This is a genomic window from Streptomyces sp. NPDC001070 (genome assembly GCF_053598835.1).
Window position 1 is genome coordinate 1 of sequence record NZ_JBSFLB010000057.1, and the last position, 17,101, is coordinate 17,101.

General features: G+C 73.6%; 16 protein-coding genes and 2 pseudogenes. 7 read left to right on the plus strand and 11 right to left on the minus strand.

The features are described 5' to 3' along the window. Nucleotides 1-50 precede the first annotated feature (50 nt). Together ACWDAS_RS39340 and ACWDAS_RS39345 are read right to left on the minus strand one after the other, a co-directional pair. On the minus strand, nt 51-3,788 hold the full coding sequence (locus ACWDAS_RS39340; protein ID WP_450400607.1) for a carboxypeptidase regulatory-like domain-containing protein: 3,738 nt from the start codon (nt 3,786-3,788) through the stop codon (nt 51-53). A gap of 202 nt (nt 3,789-3,990) precedes the next feature. Beyond that, nucleotides 3,991-4,542 carry an RNA polymerase sigma factor gene (locus ACWDAS_RS39345; protein WP_450400540.1) on the minus strand — a complete coding sequence of 184 codons (552 nt, stop codon included), beginning with the start codon at nt 4,540-4,542 and terminating at the stop codon, nt 3,991-3,993. Between the two features lie 45 nt (nt 4,543-4,587). Between ACWDAS_RS39345 and ACWDAS_RS39350 the strand changes: the two genes are divergently transcribed. Both ACWDAS_RS39350 and ACWDAS_RS39355 read left to right on the plus strand, forming a co-directional pair. After that, the gene (locus tag ACWDAS_RS39350; RefSeq protein ID WP_450400542.1) at nt 4,588-5,982 is read left to right on the plus strand and encodes a serine/threonine-protein kinase; all 1,395 of its coding nucleotides are present in this window, start codon (nt 4,588-4,590) and stop codon (nt 5,980-5,982) included. Between the two features lie 116 nt (nt 5,983-6,098). Beyond that, nucleotides 6,099-6,830 carry a DUF4232 domain-containing protein gene (locus ACWDAS_RS39355; protein WP_450400543.1) on the plus strand — a complete coding sequence of 244 codons (732 nt, stop codon included), beginning with the start codon at nt 6,099-6,101 and terminating at the stop codon, nt 6,828-6,830. A gap of 67 nt (nt 6,831-6,897) precedes the next feature. Here the strand turns inward: ACWDAS_RS39355 and ACWDAS_RS39360 are convergent, their stop codons facing one another. Then, a complete protein-coding gene (locus tag ACWDAS_RS39360) occupies nt 6,898-7,275 on the minus strand; it encodes a hypothetical protein (RefSeq protein ID WP_450400545.1) in 378 nt (125 codons plus the stop codon). 85 nt (nt 7,276-7,360) lie between these two features. Continuing rightward, nucleotides 7,361-7,957, minus strand: coding sequence for a TetR/AcrR family transcriptional regulator (locus tag ACWDAS_RS39365; protein WP_450400547.1), 597 nt, complete (start codon nt 7,955-7,957; stop codon nt 7,361-7,363). 256 nt (nt 7,958-8,213) lie between these two features. On the opposite strand from ACWDAS_RS39365, the gene ACWDAS_RS39370 reads away from it, so the two are divergent. Continuing rightward, on the plus strand, nt 8,214-8,978 hold the full coding sequence (locus ACWDAS_RS39370; RefSeq protein WP_450400548.1) for an SDR family NAD(P)-dependent oxidoreductase: 765 nt from the start codon (nt 8,214-8,216) through the stop codon (nt 8,976-8,978). Between the two features lie 216 nt (nt 8,979-9,194). Here ACWDAS_RS39370 and ACWDAS_RS39375 read toward each other — a convergent pair. The 3 genes and pseudogenes from ACWDAS_RS39375 to ACWDAS_RS39385 form a co-directional block, all read right to left on the minus strand. Then, nucleotides 9,195-9,437: pseudogene (locus ACWDAS_RS39375) on the minus strand (IS982 family transposase); the annotation flags it as partial. An 8-nt stretch (nt 9,438-9,445) separates the two neighbouring features. Next, nucleotides 9,446-10,261 (minus strand): alpha/beta fold hydrolase, encoded by an 816-nt coding sequence (locus ACWDAS_RS39380; RefSeq protein WP_450400550.1) that lies wholly within the window; start codon nt 10,259-10,261, stop codon nt 9,446-9,448. Nucleotides 10,262-10,649: 388 nt separating this feature from the next. Then, nucleotides 10,650-11,294 (minus strand): DUF2238 domain-containing protein, encoded by a 645-nt coding sequence (locus tag ACWDAS_RS39385; protein WP_450400551.1) that lies wholly within the window; start codon nt 11,292-11,294, stop codon nt 10,650-10,652. Nucleotides 11,295-11,428: 134 nt separating this feature from the next. Between ACWDAS_RS39385 and ACWDAS_RS39390 the strand changes: the two genes are divergently transcribed. Continuing rightward, on the plus strand, nt 11,429-11,977 hold the full coding sequence (locus tag ACWDAS_RS39390) for a GNAT family N-acetyltransferase (protein WP_450400552.1): 549 nt from the start codon (nt 11,429-11,431) through the stop codon (nt 11,975-11,977). 61 nt (nt 11,978-12,038) lie between these two features. Here ACWDAS_RS39390 and ACWDAS_RS39395 read toward each other — a convergent pair whose 3' ends face one another. Beyond that, a complete protein-coding gene (locus tag ACWDAS_RS39395; RefSeq protein ID WP_450400554.1) occupies nt 12,039-12,539 on the minus strand; it encodes a PaaI family thioesterase in 501 nt (166 codons plus the stop codon). A gap of 94 nt (nt 12,540-12,633) precedes the next feature. Here ACWDAS_RS39395 and ACWDAS_RS39400 point away from each other — a divergent pair, with 94 nt between their 5' ends. After that, complete coding sequence (locus ACWDAS_RS39400; RefSeq protein ID WP_450400556.1) at nt 12,634-13,101, plus strand: winged helix-turn-helix transcriptional regulator; 468 nt, start codon at nt 12,634-12,636, stop codon at nt 13,099-13,101. On the opposite strand, the pseudogene ACWDAS_RS39405 reads toward ACWDAS_RS39400, so the two are convergent. Next, nucleotides 13,062-13,646, minus strand: a pseudogene (locus tag ACWDAS_RS39405) (DNA repair ATPase); the annotation flags it as partial. The gene ACWDAS_RS39400 and the pseudogene ACWDAS_RS39405 overlap by 40 nt on opposite strands. A gap of 224 nt (nt 13,647-13,870) precedes the next feature. Here ACWDAS_RS39405 and ACWDAS_RS39410 point away from each other — a divergent pair. Continuing rightward, complete coding sequence (locus tag ACWDAS_RS39410; RefSeq protein ID WP_450400558.1) at nt 13,871-13,996, plus strand: hypothetical protein; 126 nt, start codon at nt 13,871-13,873, stop codon at nt 13,994-13,996. Here the strand turns inward: ACWDAS_RS39410 and ACWDAS_RS39415 are convergent. After that, on the minus strand, nt 13,953-14,207 hold the full coding sequence (locus ACWDAS_RS39415; RefSeq protein ID WP_450400608.1) for a helix-turn-helix domain-containing protein: 255 nt from the start codon (nt 14,205-14,207) through the stop codon (nt 13,953-13,955). The two genes, ACWDAS_RS39410 and ACWDAS_RS39415, sit on opposite strands and share 44 nt — an antisense overlap. Here ACWDAS_RS39415 and ACWDAS_RS39420 point away from each other — a divergent pair. Further along, nucleotides 14,124-15,452: an MFS transporter gene (locus ACWDAS_RS39420; RefSeq protein ID WP_450400559.1), complete on the plus strand. Its 1,329-nt coding sequence runs from the start codon at nt 14,124-14,126 to the stop codon at nt 15,450-15,452. The two genes, ACWDAS_RS39415 and ACWDAS_RS39420, sit on opposite strands and share 84 nt — an antisense overlap. Here ACWDAS_RS39420 and ACWDAS_RS39425 read toward each other — a convergent pair. Next, a complete protein-coding gene (locus tag ACWDAS_RS39425; RefSeq protein WP_450400561.1) occupies nt 15,421-17,034 on the minus strand; it encodes an FAD-binding oxidoreductase in 1,614 nt (537 codons plus the stop codon). The genes ACWDAS_RS39420 and ACWDAS_RS39425 overlap by 32 nt on opposite strands. Nucleotides 17,035-17,101 lie beyond the last annotated feature (67 nt).

Genomic DNA, 17,101 nt, shown 5'->3' on the forward strand with positions numbered 1-17,101 from the left:
GGCGGACCCGAGTCCGCCCGGGGGCGCGGCCGTGGCGCGTGCCGGCGGCGCTACGGAGTGCGCGCCTTCCTGACGTGCAGGGACACCGGGATCGGCGGCAGCCAGTACGGGGTGTCGCTGCGCAGGACCAGGGACGCAGTCCAGTCACCGGGCCGGCTGATCCCGCGTGCGTCCGTCGTGACGGTGAACGACGCCTTCTGGCCGGGCCGCAGGGTCAGCCGCCGGGGGCTCTCGGACAGCCAGTCCACGTTCGACTCCGTCTGGTCCCAGCCCGGCAGCTCCTCCACGGTGGCCACCGGTACGGGGAAGCGGCTCTGGTTGCTGCCGCCCACCCGGTACATCCCCGGGGCACCGCCGCCCCGGTAGACCGCGGTCGCGGTGTCGGGCAGCGCGGTCCAGGTGTCCGTGCCCGGATCGTAGGCGTAGCCCTCCGGGGTGAGGACCCTGTTCACGCCGACCCGCTTGAAGCCGCCGGACACCAGAAGCCGCCCGTTGGCGGCGGCGTAGGCACCGGTGGCCAGGCCCACCGGCATGGCGGCGATGGGCTGCCAGCTGTCGAAGACCGGGTCGTAGACGTAGGCCGTACCCGTTTCGAGGTACTCATGGGTGCCGCCCGCGCAGTACAGCTTCCCGCTGATGGCGCCGCACGATGCCCAGCTGATCGACTGCGGGTAGTCCGCCGCCTGGGACCACCTGCCGGTCCCCGGGTCGAAGACGTACACGGTGCTCGCGCACTCGGTGTTGGTGCAGCCGCCGACCACGTACAGCCGCCCGTCCAGGACGGCGCTCGCCGCGCCGAAGCGGCCCTGGGGAATGCTCGGACCCTTCGTCCAGGTGCCGCTCGCGGTGTCGTAGACCTGCATGGTGCGGCTGACCGTCTCCTGCGGGCCCCAGCCGCCCACGGTGTAGAGGCGGCCGCCGATGAGGCCGTGCGCGGTGGCCTGCCGGGGCTCGGGCGCCGGGGCGCCGCGGGTCCAGATGCCCGCAGACGGGTCGTACACGTAGAGGTCGGCGGTGGGGGTGGAGCCGTCCGAGCCGAGCGCGGAGTAGAGCTTGCCGCGGTAGTTCTCCACCGCGTTGTCCATCACGGGGGCGGGGAGCTCGGGCAGGGTGCGCCAGGCGGTGCCCGGGGTCCCGGAACCCGGGCCGGTGCCGGTCCGCTCGCCGATGCGGAGCGTGGCGGGAGCGGTACCCGTGTTGCGTACGGTCACCTTCCGGACCTCCCGGCCGCCGGGGGCGGTGGTGGCGTCGATCCGCGTGGAGCCCACCGACAGCCTGCCCGCCTTGAGGGCGAACGAGGCCTTGGCGGCCCGGTCGGCGGGGACCGTCACGGTGCGGGAGGCCGTGCGGTAGGAGGGCTTGGCGGCGGTGAAGGAGTGGCTGCCGCCGCCGGGGACGAACAGGCGGTAGAGGCCGTCGCCGATGCGCGGGTCACCGGTGGTGGCCACGGTCGGCGCCGAGGGGCCGTGGGCGCCGGTCCGCACCGCGGCGCCGACCAGCCCCTGACCGGTGTTTGCGTCGGAGACGATGCCGGTGAGCACTCCCCCGCGGACGGGGGTGAGGACCCGCTGGGCGATCGTCACGTCGTCTACGGCCCAGAGCATGCCGGGACCGGTGAAGTGGAAGCGCACCTGCACCGCGGGCTTGCCGGCCCAGTCGGTCAGCGGGATCTCGACGCGGCCGCCGTCCCACAGCTGGTCCTGGTGCCACACCGTGGTCCAGGTCCTGCCCCCGTCGTCGGTGACGTCCACGTCGCCGCTCTGTTCCGCGGCCCCCTCGTAGTCGGTGCTGAACGCCAGCTCGGGATCGCCCTCGCCGCTGAGGTCGTGCACGGGGCTGACCAGCTGGGTGTCCAGGGCGGTGTCCCAGCCCGCGTGGTCGTTGTCGGCGACGGCGAAGGCGCCGGAACCGCCGGTGTTGTTGCCGCGGCCGCCCGGGTCGTCGAACGTCCAGCCGTGCGCGGTGCCCGGCGCGTCGACGACACTCCAGCCCGCGGGCGCCCCGTCCGGGGAGTCGAAGGACTGGGTGTCCAGGGTGTTGACCTTCAGGGTGTACGCGGGGTCGCCGCTCGCCCAGGTGTCCGCGGGCAGCGCCAGGCGCAGGGTCTGGTCAGCCGCCTTGACCTCGACTTTCCGTACCAGGGACCGGTAGTCGGGGTCGTCGCTGACGACCCGCAGGGTGTACGTGTGGTTCTCGGGCAGGTCGACGCGGTACTCGCCGGTGTAGGCGTCGGACCACACCGGGGCGCCCGGCACCCCGTCCACGGTGATCCGCGCGTGCAGCGGCCAGCCGTGGCCGGAGCCGTCGGCGACGGTGCCCGACACGCGGTGGGTGGCCAGCTTGCGCAGGGCGAAGTCCCGGGTCACGGTGGCGCCGTCGGCGACCTGGAGATCCGCCGCCTCGCCCGGCGCGTAGCCGTACGCCGCGACCTGCGCGTCGTGGCTGCCGGCCGGCAGCGGCAGGTTGTAGCGGCCCTCGCCGTCCGTGGTGGCGCGGAAGATGCCCGCGGTCACCACGGCCGCGGGGACGGGTGCGCCGCTGCGCTGGTCGGTGATCGTTCCCGACAGGGTGCCGTGCGGCCCCATCCGGAAGGCCGCCGGGCCGTCAGGGGTGCCCAGGCCGGTGGGCCCGTCGTAGCCCGGTCCCGCCGTGCACAGATACGCGGGTGAGCAGCGGCCGTTGGTGCCCGTGGTCACGTCGTGGAGGCCGGAGCCGCCCGCGGCGTACGGGTAGGTGTTGGGGTAGGTCCCGGCGACCGGGGTGCCGGCGTTCGCGTAGACGCCCGCGATGATCGGCGCCGAGGCGCTGGTGCCGCCGGCCACGCCCCAGCCGCCTCCGGCGTAGCTGTCGTAGACGGCCACACCCGTGGCGGGGTCGGCCACCGCGGAGACGTCGGCGACGGTGCGCCCGGGGCAGCCGGTGTCCTGCTGGAAGGCTGGCTTGGGCTCGTACAGGGAGCAGCCGGAACCGGTGCCGGCGCCGTCGTGGCTCCACACCGACTCCGACCAGCCGCGGGCCGTTCCGGCGTCCTGGGTCAGCGTGGTGCCGCCGACCGCGGTGACGTGGGGAGAGGCGGCCGGGTAGGCGACGCCGTAGCGGGAGTCCCCGGACGAGGCGACGATCGCGACGCCCGGGTGGTCGTAGTGGACGTCGGCCGCGGACTCGCCGGGGTCCTCCGGGTAGTAAAGGTAGTTGGAGCCGTAGGAGTTGGAGACGTATCCCGCGCCGAGGGCCACGGCCTGGTCCACGGCGGCGCCCAGGTCGCCGATGGTGGCGGTGTCGGCCTCGACGAGCAGGATGCGGGCGTTCGGGGCGACGGCGGAGACCATGTCCAGGTCGAGGGAGATCTCGCCGGCCCAACCGGGGTCGGGATCCGGGTAGTCGGTTCCGCCGCGCTGGTCGACCTTGGTGAAGCAGCCGTTGGCGGTCGTGCAGGCCGGAAGTCCGTACTGCGCGCGGTAGACGGCGAGATCGGCCTCGGCACCGGGGTTGTCGAAGGCGTCGACGATGGCGATGGTCCTGCCCGCCCCGCCGTCCGCGGGCAGGCCGTAGGCGCCGCGCAGGTCGGCGGGGCCGAATCCCTGGGGGGCGTCCGCGGCCGTCCGGACTCCCTTGCGAGCCGTGACGTCGGTGCGCCGCAGGCCGAAGCAGGTGAACTCGTGCGGCTTGGCGGGGCCGCAGAGCGGTTCGACGTGCCCCGGCTGCGCGTGGGCGGACGCCGGTGACGCCGTGGTCCGCTCACCGCCGGTCGCCTGTGCGGGGGCCTGGGCGACGCCGAGCGCGGCCAGGACGGCGGCGCTCAGCAGACCGGCGCCGACGGACAGCCGTCTGCGCCGGCGGGGCAGGGGTCTCCGAGATATGGACAAAACGCAACTCCTGTCGACATCCGCAAGGCGGCGGCACACACCGCCCCTTGGTGGATGAGTCGCGTGGAGTCCGGGAAAAGTTCTCGATCCGTCCGGGGAAATCCGCGGCCGGCGGGCCCGCTCGTCAGGCGGTGTCCACCAGCCACTGCCGGACCTGCCTGCGCGCCTTGTGCAGGCGCGACTTCACCGTCCCCAGCGGGATGCCCAGGCGCTCCTCGATCTCGCGGTACTCCATCTGGCAGATGTCCCGGTACACCAGCGGCGCGACCAGCTCGGGGGCGGTCCTCTCCAGCCGTTCGAGGGCCTCCAGCAGATCCAGGCGCGTTCCGGCGACCACGCTGGTCCTGCGTGGGTCGGGTCTGTCGGTCTCGGCCACGGTGAGGGGCTGTTCGGCTCGCCGCCGCTTGAGTTCGCGGTACTTCTGGCGGGAGCAGTTGGCGACGACCGTGTACAGCCAGGTGTGGAAGAGGCTGCGGCCCTCGAAGGTGCCGATGCTGCGGGCGACTTGGAGCAGGACGTCCTGCGCGGCCTCCTCGGCGTCCTCCCGGTGGGGAAGGAAGCGGCCGCAGCGCCGCAGGACCTCCGGACGGATCCGCGCGAGGAGGAGGTCGAGAGCCGCGGCGTCCCCGGCTGCCGCGAGTGCCGCGAGCTCCTCTGTCTCCTGGGCGGGCGTCACAGGGGTCCTCCTCGGCCGTCTGGGGGGTCGGTGCATGATAGGCCCATGCCCCCACCTCAGCAGATCGGCCGGTACCGGCTGGTGCGACCTGTCGGATCAGGGGCGTTCGCCATGGTGTGGCTGGCCCATGACGACTCGCTCGACGCGCCTGTCGCCGTCAAGGTGATGGCCGAGAACTGGGCGTACCGCCTGGACCTCCGCGAGCGCTTCCTGGCCGAGGCCAGGCTGCTGCGCAAGGCGGCGTCCACTCGTCTGGTGCAGGTCTTCGACATCGGGGAACTGCCCGACGAACGGCCCTATTTCGTGATGGAGTACGCGGACGGCGGCACTCTGGACGATCTCCTCGGCCGCGGGCGGCCGACCGTGCGCGAGGCGCTGCGGCTGACGGCGGAGGCCGCCCGGGGCGTCGCGGCGCTGCACGACGCGGGTGTCGTGCACCGTGACATCAAACCGTCCAACGTGCTGATCAGCAGGGCGCAGGACGGACGGGACCGGGTGCTCGTGGCCGACCTGGGTCTGGCCAAGGCGCTCGCCCAGGCCTCGGGCCTGACCATGGCCGCCGGGTCGGCCGGCTACATGGCGCCCGAACAGGCCCGCCCGGACGGGGGCATCGACGTACGTGCCGATGTGTACGGCCTGGGTGCCCTGCTCTACCACCTCGTGACGGGTACGGTCCCCGGCCCCGCGGGGAAGGTGGTGCGTCCCGGGCGGCTGCGCCCGGACCTGCCTGCGGGTGTGCAGCGGGCGGTCCTGCGCGCTCTGGAACCCGACCGCAGGAAGCGCTGGCCGAGCGCGTCGCGGTTCGCCGCCGAACTGGACTCGCTGGCCGACCGTCTGGCCGGCCACGACGCCGGGAGTCCGCGTCGGCGGCGTGGCCGGGCCCTGGGGATCGCGTTGTGTGCCACGGTGGTCGCGGCGGCCGGCGCGGGGGTGGTCGCCACGCGCTCCGACCCGCCCCGGACCGCCGCGCCGTCGGCCGTGAGCGACGCCACCCACCGGATCCGGGTGGCGGTGCCCGCGGCGTGGGGCCGCGAACTGGTCGGCGGCGGGTGGAGCCCGAAGACCCTGGGGCTCCCCGACGCCCACGAGCCGGCCCTCCTCGTCGCCCGCGACGTGGGGAGCTGGCAGGACCTGGACTCGGGCGTCGACGGCGTGTTCGTCGGGCTCAGCGAGCGGGGCGATCTCGCCGCGCGGGTCGGCGCCATACGGCACGACACCTGCCGCTACCGGGGCAGCCGCGGCTACGCGCCCGCCGGAACGGCCGCATGGAGCGGCCGGGTCCGGCACTGGACCGATTGCGGTGCCAAGGGTGGCTCGATCGACGAGATCAGCCTCACCCGGGCGGGCGCCGCCCAGCCCCAGGTGTACGTGCAGATCCGCCAGGAGGGGGGACCGGATCTGACCGACCGGGTGCTGGGCGGTCTGCGGCTGATCGGGTGATCCGCGGATCGCGGAGAACCTCCGCCGCTCGCGGCGCATCTCACCAGGAGAACAGGATTCGGCCCCGGCACGGGGAGCGCGCAGCGCGCCGTGCCGACGAGGAAAGAGACACGGACGTGACCAAGCACGAGGGAATGCCGATCAAGCGACTCCGCGGGGACGCGACCGCCGGCCGCCGTATCGCACCGGGCAGGGCCGTCCCCCTGCTCGCGGGCGCGGTCGTCCTGGCGGCGGCCCTGAGCGGCTGCGGCAACGGGGGCGGCAGCGCCACCGCGAGTGCCCCCCACACGCTCCCCGGCTCGGCGAACCCGGCGAGCGGGGACCCGGCGACCTCCGCCGCACCGCCGAAGACGGCCTCCTCCGCCCCGCCCGCCGCGTCCTCGGCCTCCCCGTCGTCCGGCACCACCGGCACGCAGCCGACGGCCGGCGGGCGCTGCCACTCCTCGGACCTGAAGGCGTCCATCGGCAGGAACGACCCCGGCGCGGGCCAGGAGAACTTCCCGATCGTCCTGACCAACCGCTCCGGGCACACCTGCACGCTCTACGGGTTCCCCGGCGTCGCGTTCGTCAACAGCGCCGGGCAGCAGGTGACCGTGGACCCGGAGCGCGCCACCGGCCAGCCGAAGCAGCGGGTCTCCCTGGCGCCCGGCGCGAGCGCCTGGTCGGCGATGTCCTTCTCCAACCCCGCCATCACGGGGGTGACCACCGTGACCCCGGCCGCGGTGCTCATCACGCCGCCCGACGAGACCGTCTCCCTGAAGGTGCCGTGGACCGGCGGCAAGGTCTCGAACACCGGGAAGGCGTCCGTGCCCCGGGTCGGGCCCTTCCAGCCCGGCAGCGGCACCTGAGCGGTCCGGCCGGGCGCCCCCGGAGGCCGCCCGGCCCGCTTCGGTGCGGCGGCGCCGGCTCGCCCGATCAGCGATCGGCGACCCGGGGCGCGTCCACGGGCCAGGAACCCTCACCGACGATGTGACGGACGATCCTGAACGCTTCGTCGAGCGGCACGGTGTCCTCGTCCGGGTACTCGTCGTGCTGCCCGTTGGACAGGACGAACCCCCCGCTCGATCCGCCGGCTCCCGGGTCCACCGCGTGCTCGCCGGCGTCGCCCTCCGCCTCGAGCAGCACCACCATCGCGCGCTCGGTGTTGGTCACGAAGCCCAGCAGCCGGCCGGACGAACTCGTCAGCCATGTCTCGAACCACCCGTCGCCGGCCCTCGCCCGGAGCCTCTCCGGCACCGCCTCCGGCGGCACCGGCGCAGTGCCGCCGTCATCGATCACCCAGGACTCGATCACGGGCACGACGATCCCACGGCCTGCCCCGGCCTACGAGCGGCCCGGGCACAGCCGTCGTGGTGAGCCGGCCCGCGGTCGTGATCGTTCAGTTCGTCAGGATGCCGTGCAGGAGCAGGTCGATGAGTTTCGCGGCGAGATCGGGCTGTCGCTCGGTGCCGGCCATGAAGCTGATGCCACCGAGCGTCATCAGGACGTCACGGGCGTCCACCTCGGGCCGGGCCTCTCCTCGGCTCACCCCGGCGGCGAGAAGGCGGCCCACCGCATCGGCGAGGTGGGCGCGGGTCTCCAGCCGCTCGCCTTCGTCGGTCAGCACCACGCGGAGCGCGTCGGCCATGCCGTGCTTGGTGGCCATGAAGTCGATGAAGCGCTCCATCCAGGTCCGCAGCGCGTCCGCCGGGGGCAGGGACGCCGCGAGTTCGGGCGCCGCCTCGCACAGGACCTGCACCTCGTGCCGGTACGTCGCCTCGATCAGCAGCTCTTTCGAGGGGAACCGGCGGTAGAGCGTGCCGACACCGACGCCGGCCTCGCGGGCGATGTCCTTGACCGAGGCGGCGGCTCCGTCGCGGGCGAAGGCGGCCGCCGCGGCTTTGAGCAGCCGGTCCTCGTTGCGCTGCGCGTCGGCCCGCAGCGGCCTGTGCTGCCGCACGGCGGCATCTCTGGCGCTGTCGTCGCTGGCGGCCAATCCCGGCTCCCTCCACGTCCCGTTTACAACCGGAACTGGTTCCGCTTATGGTTCAACCGGAACGGGTTCCGGATACGAGGCTATCGCGGCTCCCCTGCCGGGGCGACTTCCTGCCCGACCACCCCACCCCCGTGTCCGGCCCCGGACGGAGCGGTGGCGGCAGCAGGCCCGGCCGGAGCCCCGTTCGACGGTCCGCCGGCAGCGGACCCCGCAATCCGCGGCCTTGGCGCCGCGACGACGACACATGGAGGACGACATGACCGGACGACTGCGGGACACGGTGGCGCTGGTGACCGGCGCCGGCAGCGGAATCGGCGAGGCGACCGCGCACAGCCTCGCCGCGGAGGGCGCGGCCGTCGCCGTGCTCGGCCGGCGGCGCGACCGGCTCGAGGCGGTCGCGGACAAGGTCCGCGCCGACGGCGGCACCGCCCTCGTGGTGGAGGCCGACATCACCGACCGGCAGCAGGCCACCGCGGCCGTGGAGCGCGTCGTGACCGGGCTCGGCCGCCTGGACACGGTCGTCAACAACGCCGGCGTCATGGGCGTCGGCCAGGCCGCGGACTCGCCGCTCGAGGAGTGGGAGCGCATGGTCGAGGTCAATGTCCAGGGACTGCTGTACGTCACCCACGCCGCGCTGCCGCACCTCCTCCGCGCCGCGGAGGACTCCCCGCGGCGGGTCGCGGACCTGGTCAACATCAGCTCGACCGCGGGCCGGGTGGCCCGGCCGGGGACGGCCGTCTACAACCTGACGAAGTTCGGCGTGAACGGATTCACCGAGGCCCTGCGGCAGGAGGTCGTGCAGAAGCGCCTGCGGGTGAGCGTGGTCGAGCCCGGCACGGTGGCCACCGAGCTGAGCTCGCACCTCAGGGACGGCGTGCGGCAGGCGATCGAGCGCCAGATCGAGGGCATGGAGCTGCTGCGCCCCGAGGACATCGCCGACGCCGTGTCCTACATCGTCACCCGGGACCGCCGGGTCGCCGTCAACGAGATCCTCGTGCGCGCCGCCGAGCAGACCTGGTAACCCGACCGCGGGCGGCCCGAGGGCCGCCGACGCGCAACCGGCATGCCCAACACCGCGGCTACGCAGCGCGAACACCGGTGCCCCTGCGGACACCTGGGCGGCGCGCAGCGCGGCCGGTCCGGCCGAGGTGGGATTCGACCTCCGGACCCTGGGTGAACCGCGGGCCTATGGCCTCGCCCTTCCTGATTGCCGGCCTGGATGATCCATTCCAAGGGGTCAGTGATGGCAGACGGCCAGTGAGCGCAGGACGAGCCGGCCGGTGTGATCGTTGTACCGGATCGCGGCGGTCGGCGCGGGGATGCCCTGCATGACGCGGGCGATCACGCCGCCCGGTGCGCGACCACGGTTCCGTTCGAGGCCGAGCCGGCCCTTGAAGATCTCGTCGACCGCCTCGATGACCTGCCGCAACGGCTTGAACAGCGGGGCGCCGGGCCGGTCCGGCTCGTCCTTGCGGGTTGGCGGCGAGGTCAGTGCGCCCGCCACCAGTCGGTGACGATCCTGGCGTAGTCGTCCGCGGCCTCCTCCCAGACCCAGTGGCCGACGTCGAGGACGTCGAGGGTGCTGTTGGGCAGGTGCTCGTGCAGGTATTCGGCGTTCCCCACGGGCACCACGATGTCCCTGCGGCCGGCGATGATCCGTACGGGCGTCTCGATGCCGGGCAGCAACTCGCGCAGGAGCGGCAGTTCGGCGGGGAAGGCACGGAGGTAGGCCATCTGTTCGACGATCCGCTGGCCCACGTAGGGCGCGAGATAGTCTTCGCGCACGATCTCCGGCAGCTCGTAGCCCTGCATCTTGTCGAGGGCGATCGTCACGATGTCCTTGGGGCCCAGGGCCCGGTACGGCGCCAGGTCCTCGGCGTGCACCCAGTCCTTCAGCGGACCTCCCAGCTGCAACGGGACCGCGGCCGCACCGCTGCCCACGACGGCGCTGCGGAATCGGTCGGGGTGTCGGGCCGCAGCGAAGAGCACCGCGCTGGTGCCGATGTCCGGGCCCACGACGTGCGGCTTCGCCAATTCGAACTCGTCGGCGAGCCGCACGATGAATTCGCTCATCGCCGTGGGCGACAGCAGGTCCTCCCGGAGTTCGGAATGCCCGAACCCCGGCAGGTCCACCGCGACGAGGTGAGCGCGCTCGGCCAGCCGCGACCAGGTCGCGTCGTAGGCATACAGGCTGACCGGGAACGGGCTCAACAGCAGGGCCACGTGGTCGCGGGGCCCCTCGCTCTCGGCATACCGGACGGACAGCCCGTCGATCCTCCGGAACCGGGGTTTGATCTCACTCATGTGTTCGCCCTCTCGTACCATCGGCGTTCTCGCGCGAGTCACCCCCACCTTAATACGAGTATGTACTCTTACTTCGGGCGGCGGCCCCGCGCCTCCGCGCAGCCACGCGATTGTCTACGTGATCCAGCAGGCCGGCGCCCAGGACGCCGACACCATCACCGTCACCGAGGCCACCGCGGCCGGGTACCCTGCGCAGCATCGGCGACCTCAAGAACGTCGCCCGTGGACTCAGGCTCGGCGCCCCCGCGCCGCCGCAGACGGTCGCCTACGGCATACCCGCCCTTAGACGCGTCTACGGCGTCCGCTCCGGCAGGTTCGACCGCAACGGCCACGCCCGGCTGCCGGTCACCCTCACCTGATCCGGCCGGCAACCGCGTCCACGGGGCTGCTACCCGGCGTCGCGCCGCGCGAGCGCGGCCAGCTGCCGGTCGTGCACCCGGCTGAGCAGCAGCAGCGACAGCACGGCCCCGACCAGGGCGCAGAACATGTCCCACTGGGTGTCCCAGACGTCCCCCTGCGTGGCGAGGAACGCGTCCGCGGAGTGCCCGCCGATCAACGCCGCCCACCACTCCAGCAGTTCGAAGAACGCGCTGAACGCCACGCAGGCGCAGACGGTGAGCGGTGCGAGCCACCTGCTGCCGCGCAGCGGGGACGCGCGGACCAGGACCTCGCGCACCAGCAGGGCGGGCACGAAGCCCTGCATGAGGTGACCGATCCGGTCGTAGGGGTTGCGCGACAGGTCCAGCGCGTCGCGCAGCCAGTCCCCGAACGGGACCTGGGCGTAGGTGTAGTGACCGCCCACCGCGAGGACCAGTGCGTGCAGTGCCAGCAGGACGCAGACCAGCCCGGTCAGGGGGAACCGGCGCCGTAGGGCCACCGCGAGGGGGAGTCCGAGCATGATCCAGAAGGTCTCCAGCACCCATGTGCCGCGGTCCCGCGGCTGGATTCCGGACACCACGAGGGCTGCGAGCGCGAAGGCGGCCGCCAGCGCGGGCACGCCCGCGCGGCGGACGGGGACGGTGAGGTCTGCCATGGCACACAGGGTCGCGGGCGCGGTTCGCGAGCACATGAGTACGGCTACTCAGACGTGTGCGGGTCCGCGTGCTCGGAGCCGGAAGGCGGCAAAACCGTCTGCGTTCGGCCCCGGGGAGGACCTACCCTCCGCGTATGGAGCTTCGCGAAGAACTTCCGGGCGACGAAGAGTGCGTGCGGGACGTCCACCTGCGGGCGTTCGGAGACCACGGCGTTGTCGTGGCCGACCTGGTCGACACCCTGCGCGGGACCGTCACGCCCGCGGACGGTCTCTCACTGGTCGCGGAGCACAACGGCCGGATCGTCGGGCACGTGATGTTCACCCGCGGTCTGCTCGATGCCCCTCGGCGACTGGTCGAGGTGCAGGTGCTCAGCCCCCTGGCCGTCGTGCCCGAGCACCAGAGGAGCGGCTTCGGCTCGGCCCTGGTCCGGCGCGGGCTGACCGCACTCGCCGCGCGGGACGTACCCCTGGTCTTCCTCGAGGGCGATCCGGCGTACTACTCACGCCTCGGATTCACGCCCGGTGGCGACCATGGCTTCCGCAAGCCGTCCCTGCGCATCCCGGATGGCGCCTTCCAAGTCATCGGGCTCCCCCGGTACGAGCCCTGGATGACGGGGACACTGGTCTACGCCGAGCCGTTCTGGCGGCACGACGCGGTCGGCCTCCGTGACCCCGGCGCGTAGCACGGCGATCAGTGCCGGCTTCGCGCGCCGACCGGCGGCAACGGCTCCCCGTGCGCTGGCATCACCCCTGGCGCGGGGGGACGGGGAAGAGCATGCAGCTGCTCGTCGCGTGGGCGAGCAGGCGGTCCTGGGAGTCGAGCAGTTCGGCCTGGGCGAGGGCGGTACGGCGGCCCTGGTTGAGGACGGTGCCGACGGCGCGGACCTTGCCGGTGTCGACCGTGATCGGGCGCAGGAACTTCAGGCTCAGGTCGAGCGAGGTGTAGCCCATGCCGGCCGGGAGGACGGACTGCACGGCGCAGCCGGCGGCGGAGTCGAGCAGGGTCGCGTAGACGCCGCCGTGGACGCTGCCGATGGGGTTGTAGTGCTCCTCCCCCGGCTCCAGGGCGAAGACCGCGAGGCCCGACTCGACCTGCTCCAGGGTGAATCCGAGGGTCGCGGCGATGGGCGGCGCGGGGAGGCGCCCGGCCAGCACGTCCCGCAGGAACTCCAGACCGCTCGCCTTGCCGACGGCGGCCGCGGAGACCTTCGGGTCCTCCCACTCGAACGTGCGTGACCTCGCCATTGGACGTTTCCTCCCGGGCTTACTGGCTTCGCTATCCGAAGTTAGCCAGCGGCACATCTGGATGTCAATGCCGAAGCCAGCTTACGATGGCCGCATGACCTGGCTGGAGACCAGCACCGAGAACTGCACGGTGCAGCGCACCCTCGACCTCATCGGCGAGAAGTGGTCGCTGCTGGTACTGCGCGACGCGATGAACGGCGTGCGCCGCTTCGACGACTTCCGCCGCCACATGGGGCTGTCCGAGGCCGTACTCGCGGACCGGCTGCGCAAGCTGGTCGCCGCCGGGATCCTGGACACCGTCCCGTACCGCGAGCCGGGCAGCCGCACCCGGCACGAGTACCGGATCACGCCCAAGGGCTGGGACCTGTGGCCGGCCATGATCGCCCTCAAGCAATGGGGCGACCGCTACACCGCGGACCCTGAGGGCCCGCCACTGGAGGTCCGCCACCGCGACTGCGGCGAACCGGTGGAGACCGTCGTCGTCTGCGCCGGCGGCCACGGCGCGCTCACTCCCCGGCAGGCCTATACGCGCCCAGGCGTCTCTGCCCGCGCCGCGACCTGACCGGCGGACCCGCCGGCCGCCGCGGGCCGTCCCCGGCGGTAGGCGGCATCGACCTCGTCCCACCGTGCGGCCCGGGCGGCCGTCATCCTGCCGCGGAGTTCCGCGAGCTTGAGCAGGTCGGCCTCGGCGGCGGAGGTGAGGGTCTGGGCCTCGGCGCGGTGGTGGTCGTCGACGAGCACGTCGGGTTCGGCGTCGTTCATGACCGGGGAGATGCGCTCGGCCGGCTGGTTCATGTTCCGGTGGGAGCCCTGGAGCCGGAAGAGCGGTTCGGTGCGCGAGGCCGACCGGGCGGCGGAGTCGATGTGGGCGCGGTTCACGGCCAGGACGGTGCGCTGTGCGCGCAGCAGCAGGCGCAGCACGGCGACGGCGCGGTCCCGTTCGGCGGGCGGGTACGGGTGCGCGAGCCGGGCGGCGCGGGCGGTGTCGTCACCCCGGGCCATGCGCAGGAGGAGCTCCAGGTCGGCGCGGTCACGGCCGGCGAAGGGGGCCGGCACGGGGTTCGAGGTGAGGGCGTCGGCACGGCAGCCGGCGGTGAACACCTCCTCCCCGCGGCCCTCTTGACGTACGGCCGTTCGAGGAGCCAAGATCGCCGCACGCTCCCCAGGTCTCCCCCCGTGGCCTGGGGAGTGTCTCGTTCGGGCCTGGGTCCGGACCGGACGGCGACCTCTCACGGGGAAACAAGGCGGCAGCCTGCGGCCGGAGTCCGCACTCTCCGCTCCATGAACGAGGAACCCGCCCCCTGACATGGCGGCCGCTCACCACCGAGGACGTGAAGGGCTACGGGAAGGCCTGCCTGAGCGTGGACTCGGCGAACCCCAGCGGGGCGTTCGGGCTCCATGAGAAGGCCGGGTTCACGCCCACGCTGCGGTGCGTGCGCTGGGCGCTCGGGGTCTGACGGCTCCGGCCCCCGCTCGGGCGCGGGTCCGGCCGGCGAGGAGGTCACCGGCCCCGGTACGCCGGTAGACCACGCGGCGGTCGACCCGGGTGCCGGTGACCAGACCCGCGTCGCGCAGCACCGCCAGGTGGCCTCCGACGGTGCCGAGCGACAGGCCGAGGTGGGCGGCGAGTTCGCTGGTGGTGGCGGGGCGCTCCAGCTCGTGGAGGATGGCGGCGCGGCCGACCGGCTTCCGCGCCGGGCGGTGCTGGTGGCCGCCAACCTGGGTTCGGCCGTCACCCAGGGCAGTGTCGCCGCGCTGCTGCTGACCGGCCGGTACGCCCTGTGGCCGGTGGCCGCCCTCGGGTTCGCCAACGGCATCCTGGCCGCGTTCACCACGCCGGCCCTGCGCGGCATCGTGCCAGAACTCGTCCCGGGCGACCGGAGCCGGCAGGCGAACGCACTGCTGGGTTCGGTGCGCAACGCCACGAAGATCCTCGGGCCCAGCCTCTCGGACGTCCTGGCTGCGGCCGTCGGCGGCGGCCCGGCCATCGCCTTCGACGCGCTGACCTACCTCCTCGCCGCGGGCTGCCTCACGCGCCTGTCGTCCCTCACGGACCGGGCCGCCGCCCGCCGCCCCTCGGGCCTGCTCGCCGACATCCGCGACGGCTGGGACGCGTACCGCCGTATCCGCTGGGTCCGGACGGTGTCCTTGTGCTTCTGCGTGGTCAACCTGGTCCAGGTGGGCACCTGGCAGATCCTCGGCCCCGTGCTCACCCGGCAGGTCGCCGGGGCGGCCACCTGGGGCTTCGTGCTCAGCGCGCGCGGCGCCGGACTGCTGCTGATGAGCACGCTGATGTACCGGCTGGCGGTCCGCCACCTGCTGCGGCTCGGTGTGCCGGCGGGCGTGCTCGGCGCGCTGCCCCTCCTCGCGCTCGGTGCGCGGCTGGGAGCGCCGTGGCTGATCGCCGCCGCCTTCACCGCCGGGCTCGGGTCCTCGGTCGGGGGCGTCGCCTGGGACACCTCGCTGCAGGAGCATGTGCCGGCGCACGCCCTGTCGCGTGTGTCGTCCTTCGACGACCTGCTGTCCTACCACGCCGTTCCCGTCGGCCAGCTCGCCGTGGGACCGTTCGCCGAGCGCTTCGGGGGCTCCACGTGGCCGCGACCGCCGGCGTCGCCTACGCCGTCGCGGCCCTGGCCCCGGCGGCCTCCGCCGCGGTACGCCGCCTGCCCCACGGCGTGCCCGAGCGCAAGGACGCCGACCTCGACACGGCACCCGCCGCGCCGCCGGAGCCCCTCGGGCCCTGACCGCGTCCCGCCGGTCACCTGGCGTTGCTCCGGCACGACCGGGTCACAGGGGCTCCCGCCCTGCCCGTCCGTGTCGCCTCATCCCAGGCGGCAGGCGAGCGCGGCGGCCTCGGTCCGGCTGGTGACACCGTTGCCCGTCAGCCGGCGGGGAGGAGGACGCCGGGGTTGAGGATGCCCGCCGGGTCCAGGGCGGCCTTGGCCGCGGCCAGCGCCGCGGCGAAGGGGTCGGGGCGCTGGGTGTCGTACCAGGGGCGGTGGTCGCGGCCGACGGCGTGGTGGTGGGTGATCGTGCCGCCGTGGTCGGCGATCGCCTGGGAGACGGCGGCCTTGATGTCGTCCCACTGGGCCACGGTGCTGCCCCACCGCCCGGCGGCGTAGACGCCGAAGTAGGGCGCAGGCCCGTCGGGGTGGACGTGGCTGAACCGGCAGGTGACCACTCCGGTGCCGCAGGTGGTGCGGATCGCCTCGTTCGCGGCCTGGGTGACGGCGGCGTGGAGTCCGGCGAACCGGTCCCAGGTGCAGGCGGTCTCGAAGGTCTCCACGATCAGGGACTGCTGGGCCAGGGCGTCGCGCTGGTAGGGCATGCGCAGGAACGACGAGCGCCAGGACCGGGCGGTCGCCGGGCGGTCGCCGGTGTCGGTGGCGGCGTCGCTGTGGCGGGCAGGTTCGGTCAGGTGACCGCCGTGGTCGCGGCACAGTTCCAGGGCGCGGTCCATCCAGGGGCCCGCCGGGTGGTCGGCGGATTCGAAGGCGAGGATCAGGACGCTGTCGCCGGTGGTGACGCCCGCGTTGACGAACGCCTCGGCCGGGTCCAGCAGCCGGCAGTTCGACGGGTGCAGCCCGGACTGGGCCAGGGCGCGGGTGGCGGCGACCGCGGCGGTGAAGTCGGTGAAGTGGACCGAGGCGTTCGCCCGCCACCGGGGCCGGACGTGCAGACGCATCCACGCCTCGGTGATGATGCCGAGCGTGCCTTCGGAGCCGAGGAACATCCGGTCGGGCGAGGGCCCGGCACCCGAGGCCGGCAGGCGCCTCGACTCACCGGTACCCGACGGCGTGACCACGCGCAGCGCCTGGGTCAGGTCGTCGATGTGCGTGTACAGGGTGGCGTAGTGCCCGCCGGCCCGGGTGGCCAGCCAGCCGCCGAGGGTGGAGAACTCGAAGGACTGCGGGAAGTGACGCAGCGTCAGCCCGGACGGCCGCAGCTGGTCCTCCAGGCGCGGGCCCAGCACGCCTGCCTGGATGCGGGCCGAACGGCTCACAGGGTCGATCTCCAGCACGCGGTCGAGGTGCTCCAGGTCGATCGTCACCGCGGGGCGGCCGTCCTCCAGGCGGGGTTCGACACCGCCGACGACGGAGCTGCCGCCGCCGAAGGGGATCGCCGCGATCCGCTCGCGCGTGCACCAGTCGAGGAGGTCGGCGACGTCCTGTTCGGTGCGGGGGCGGGCCACGAGGTCCGGGGCGTGGCGCAGGTCGCCGTGGAGGTTGCGGACGACGTCCCGGAACGCCTTGCCGTGGGTGTGGGCGGCGCGGTCGGCCGGGGTGGCGGAGCACAGGTGCGCCAGGGATCGCGGGGCCCGGACCCGTACGGGCGGCAGGGTGAGGGAGGCGATGTCCGGGGGGAGGTGGACGGTGAGGTCGGCGTCCGGGAGCAGCCCGGCCACCCGGTCGGTCAGCGCGGCGCGTTCGGCTCCCTGGACCGCGTGCTCGACGGTGCCCCAACCCCACCACGACCGTGTGCCCGATGCCGTCATGCCTGTCCCGCCTTTCGGACAACCGATATGGCCGGAGGGTAAATTACCACTCGGTCATATCGGCTGG

Excerpts from the sequence above, each read along its gene's own strand:
- ACWDAS_RS39350 (WP_450400542.1), top strand. The coding sequence starts at position 4,588 with ATGCCCCCACCTCAGCAGATCGGCCGGTACCGGCTGGTGCGACCTGTC.
- ACWDAS_RS39370 (WP_450400548.1), top strand. The coding sequence starts at position 8,214 with ATGACCGGACGACTGCGGGACACGGTGGCGCTGGTGACCGGCGCCGGC.
- ACWDAS_RS39380 (WP_450400550.1), bottom strand. The coding sequence starts at position 10,261 with ATGAGTGAGATCAAACCCCGGTTCCGGAGGATCGACGGGCTGTCCGTC.
- ACWDAS_RS39385 (WP_450400551.1), bottom strand. The coding sequence starts at position 11,294 with ATGGCAGACCTCACCGTCCCCGTCCGCCGCGCGGGCGTGCCCGCGCTG.
- ACWDAS_RS39390 (WP_450400552.1), top strand. The coding sequence starts at position 11,429 with ATGGAGCTTCGCGAAGAACTTCCGGGCGACGAAGAGTGCGTGCGGGAC.
- ACWDAS_RS39395 (WP_450400554.1), bottom strand. The coding sequence starts at position 12,539 with ATGGCGAGGTCACGCACGTTCGAGTGGGAGGACCCGAAGGTCTCCGCG.
- ACWDAS_RS39400 (WP_450400556.1), top strand. The coding sequence starts at position 12,634 with ATGACCTGGCTGGAGACCAGCACCGAGAACTGCACGGTGCAGCGCACC.
- ACWDAS_RS39425 (WP_450400561.1), bottom strand. The coding sequence starts at position 17,034 with ATGACGGCATCGGGCACACGGTCGTGGTGGGGTTGGGGCACCGTCGAG.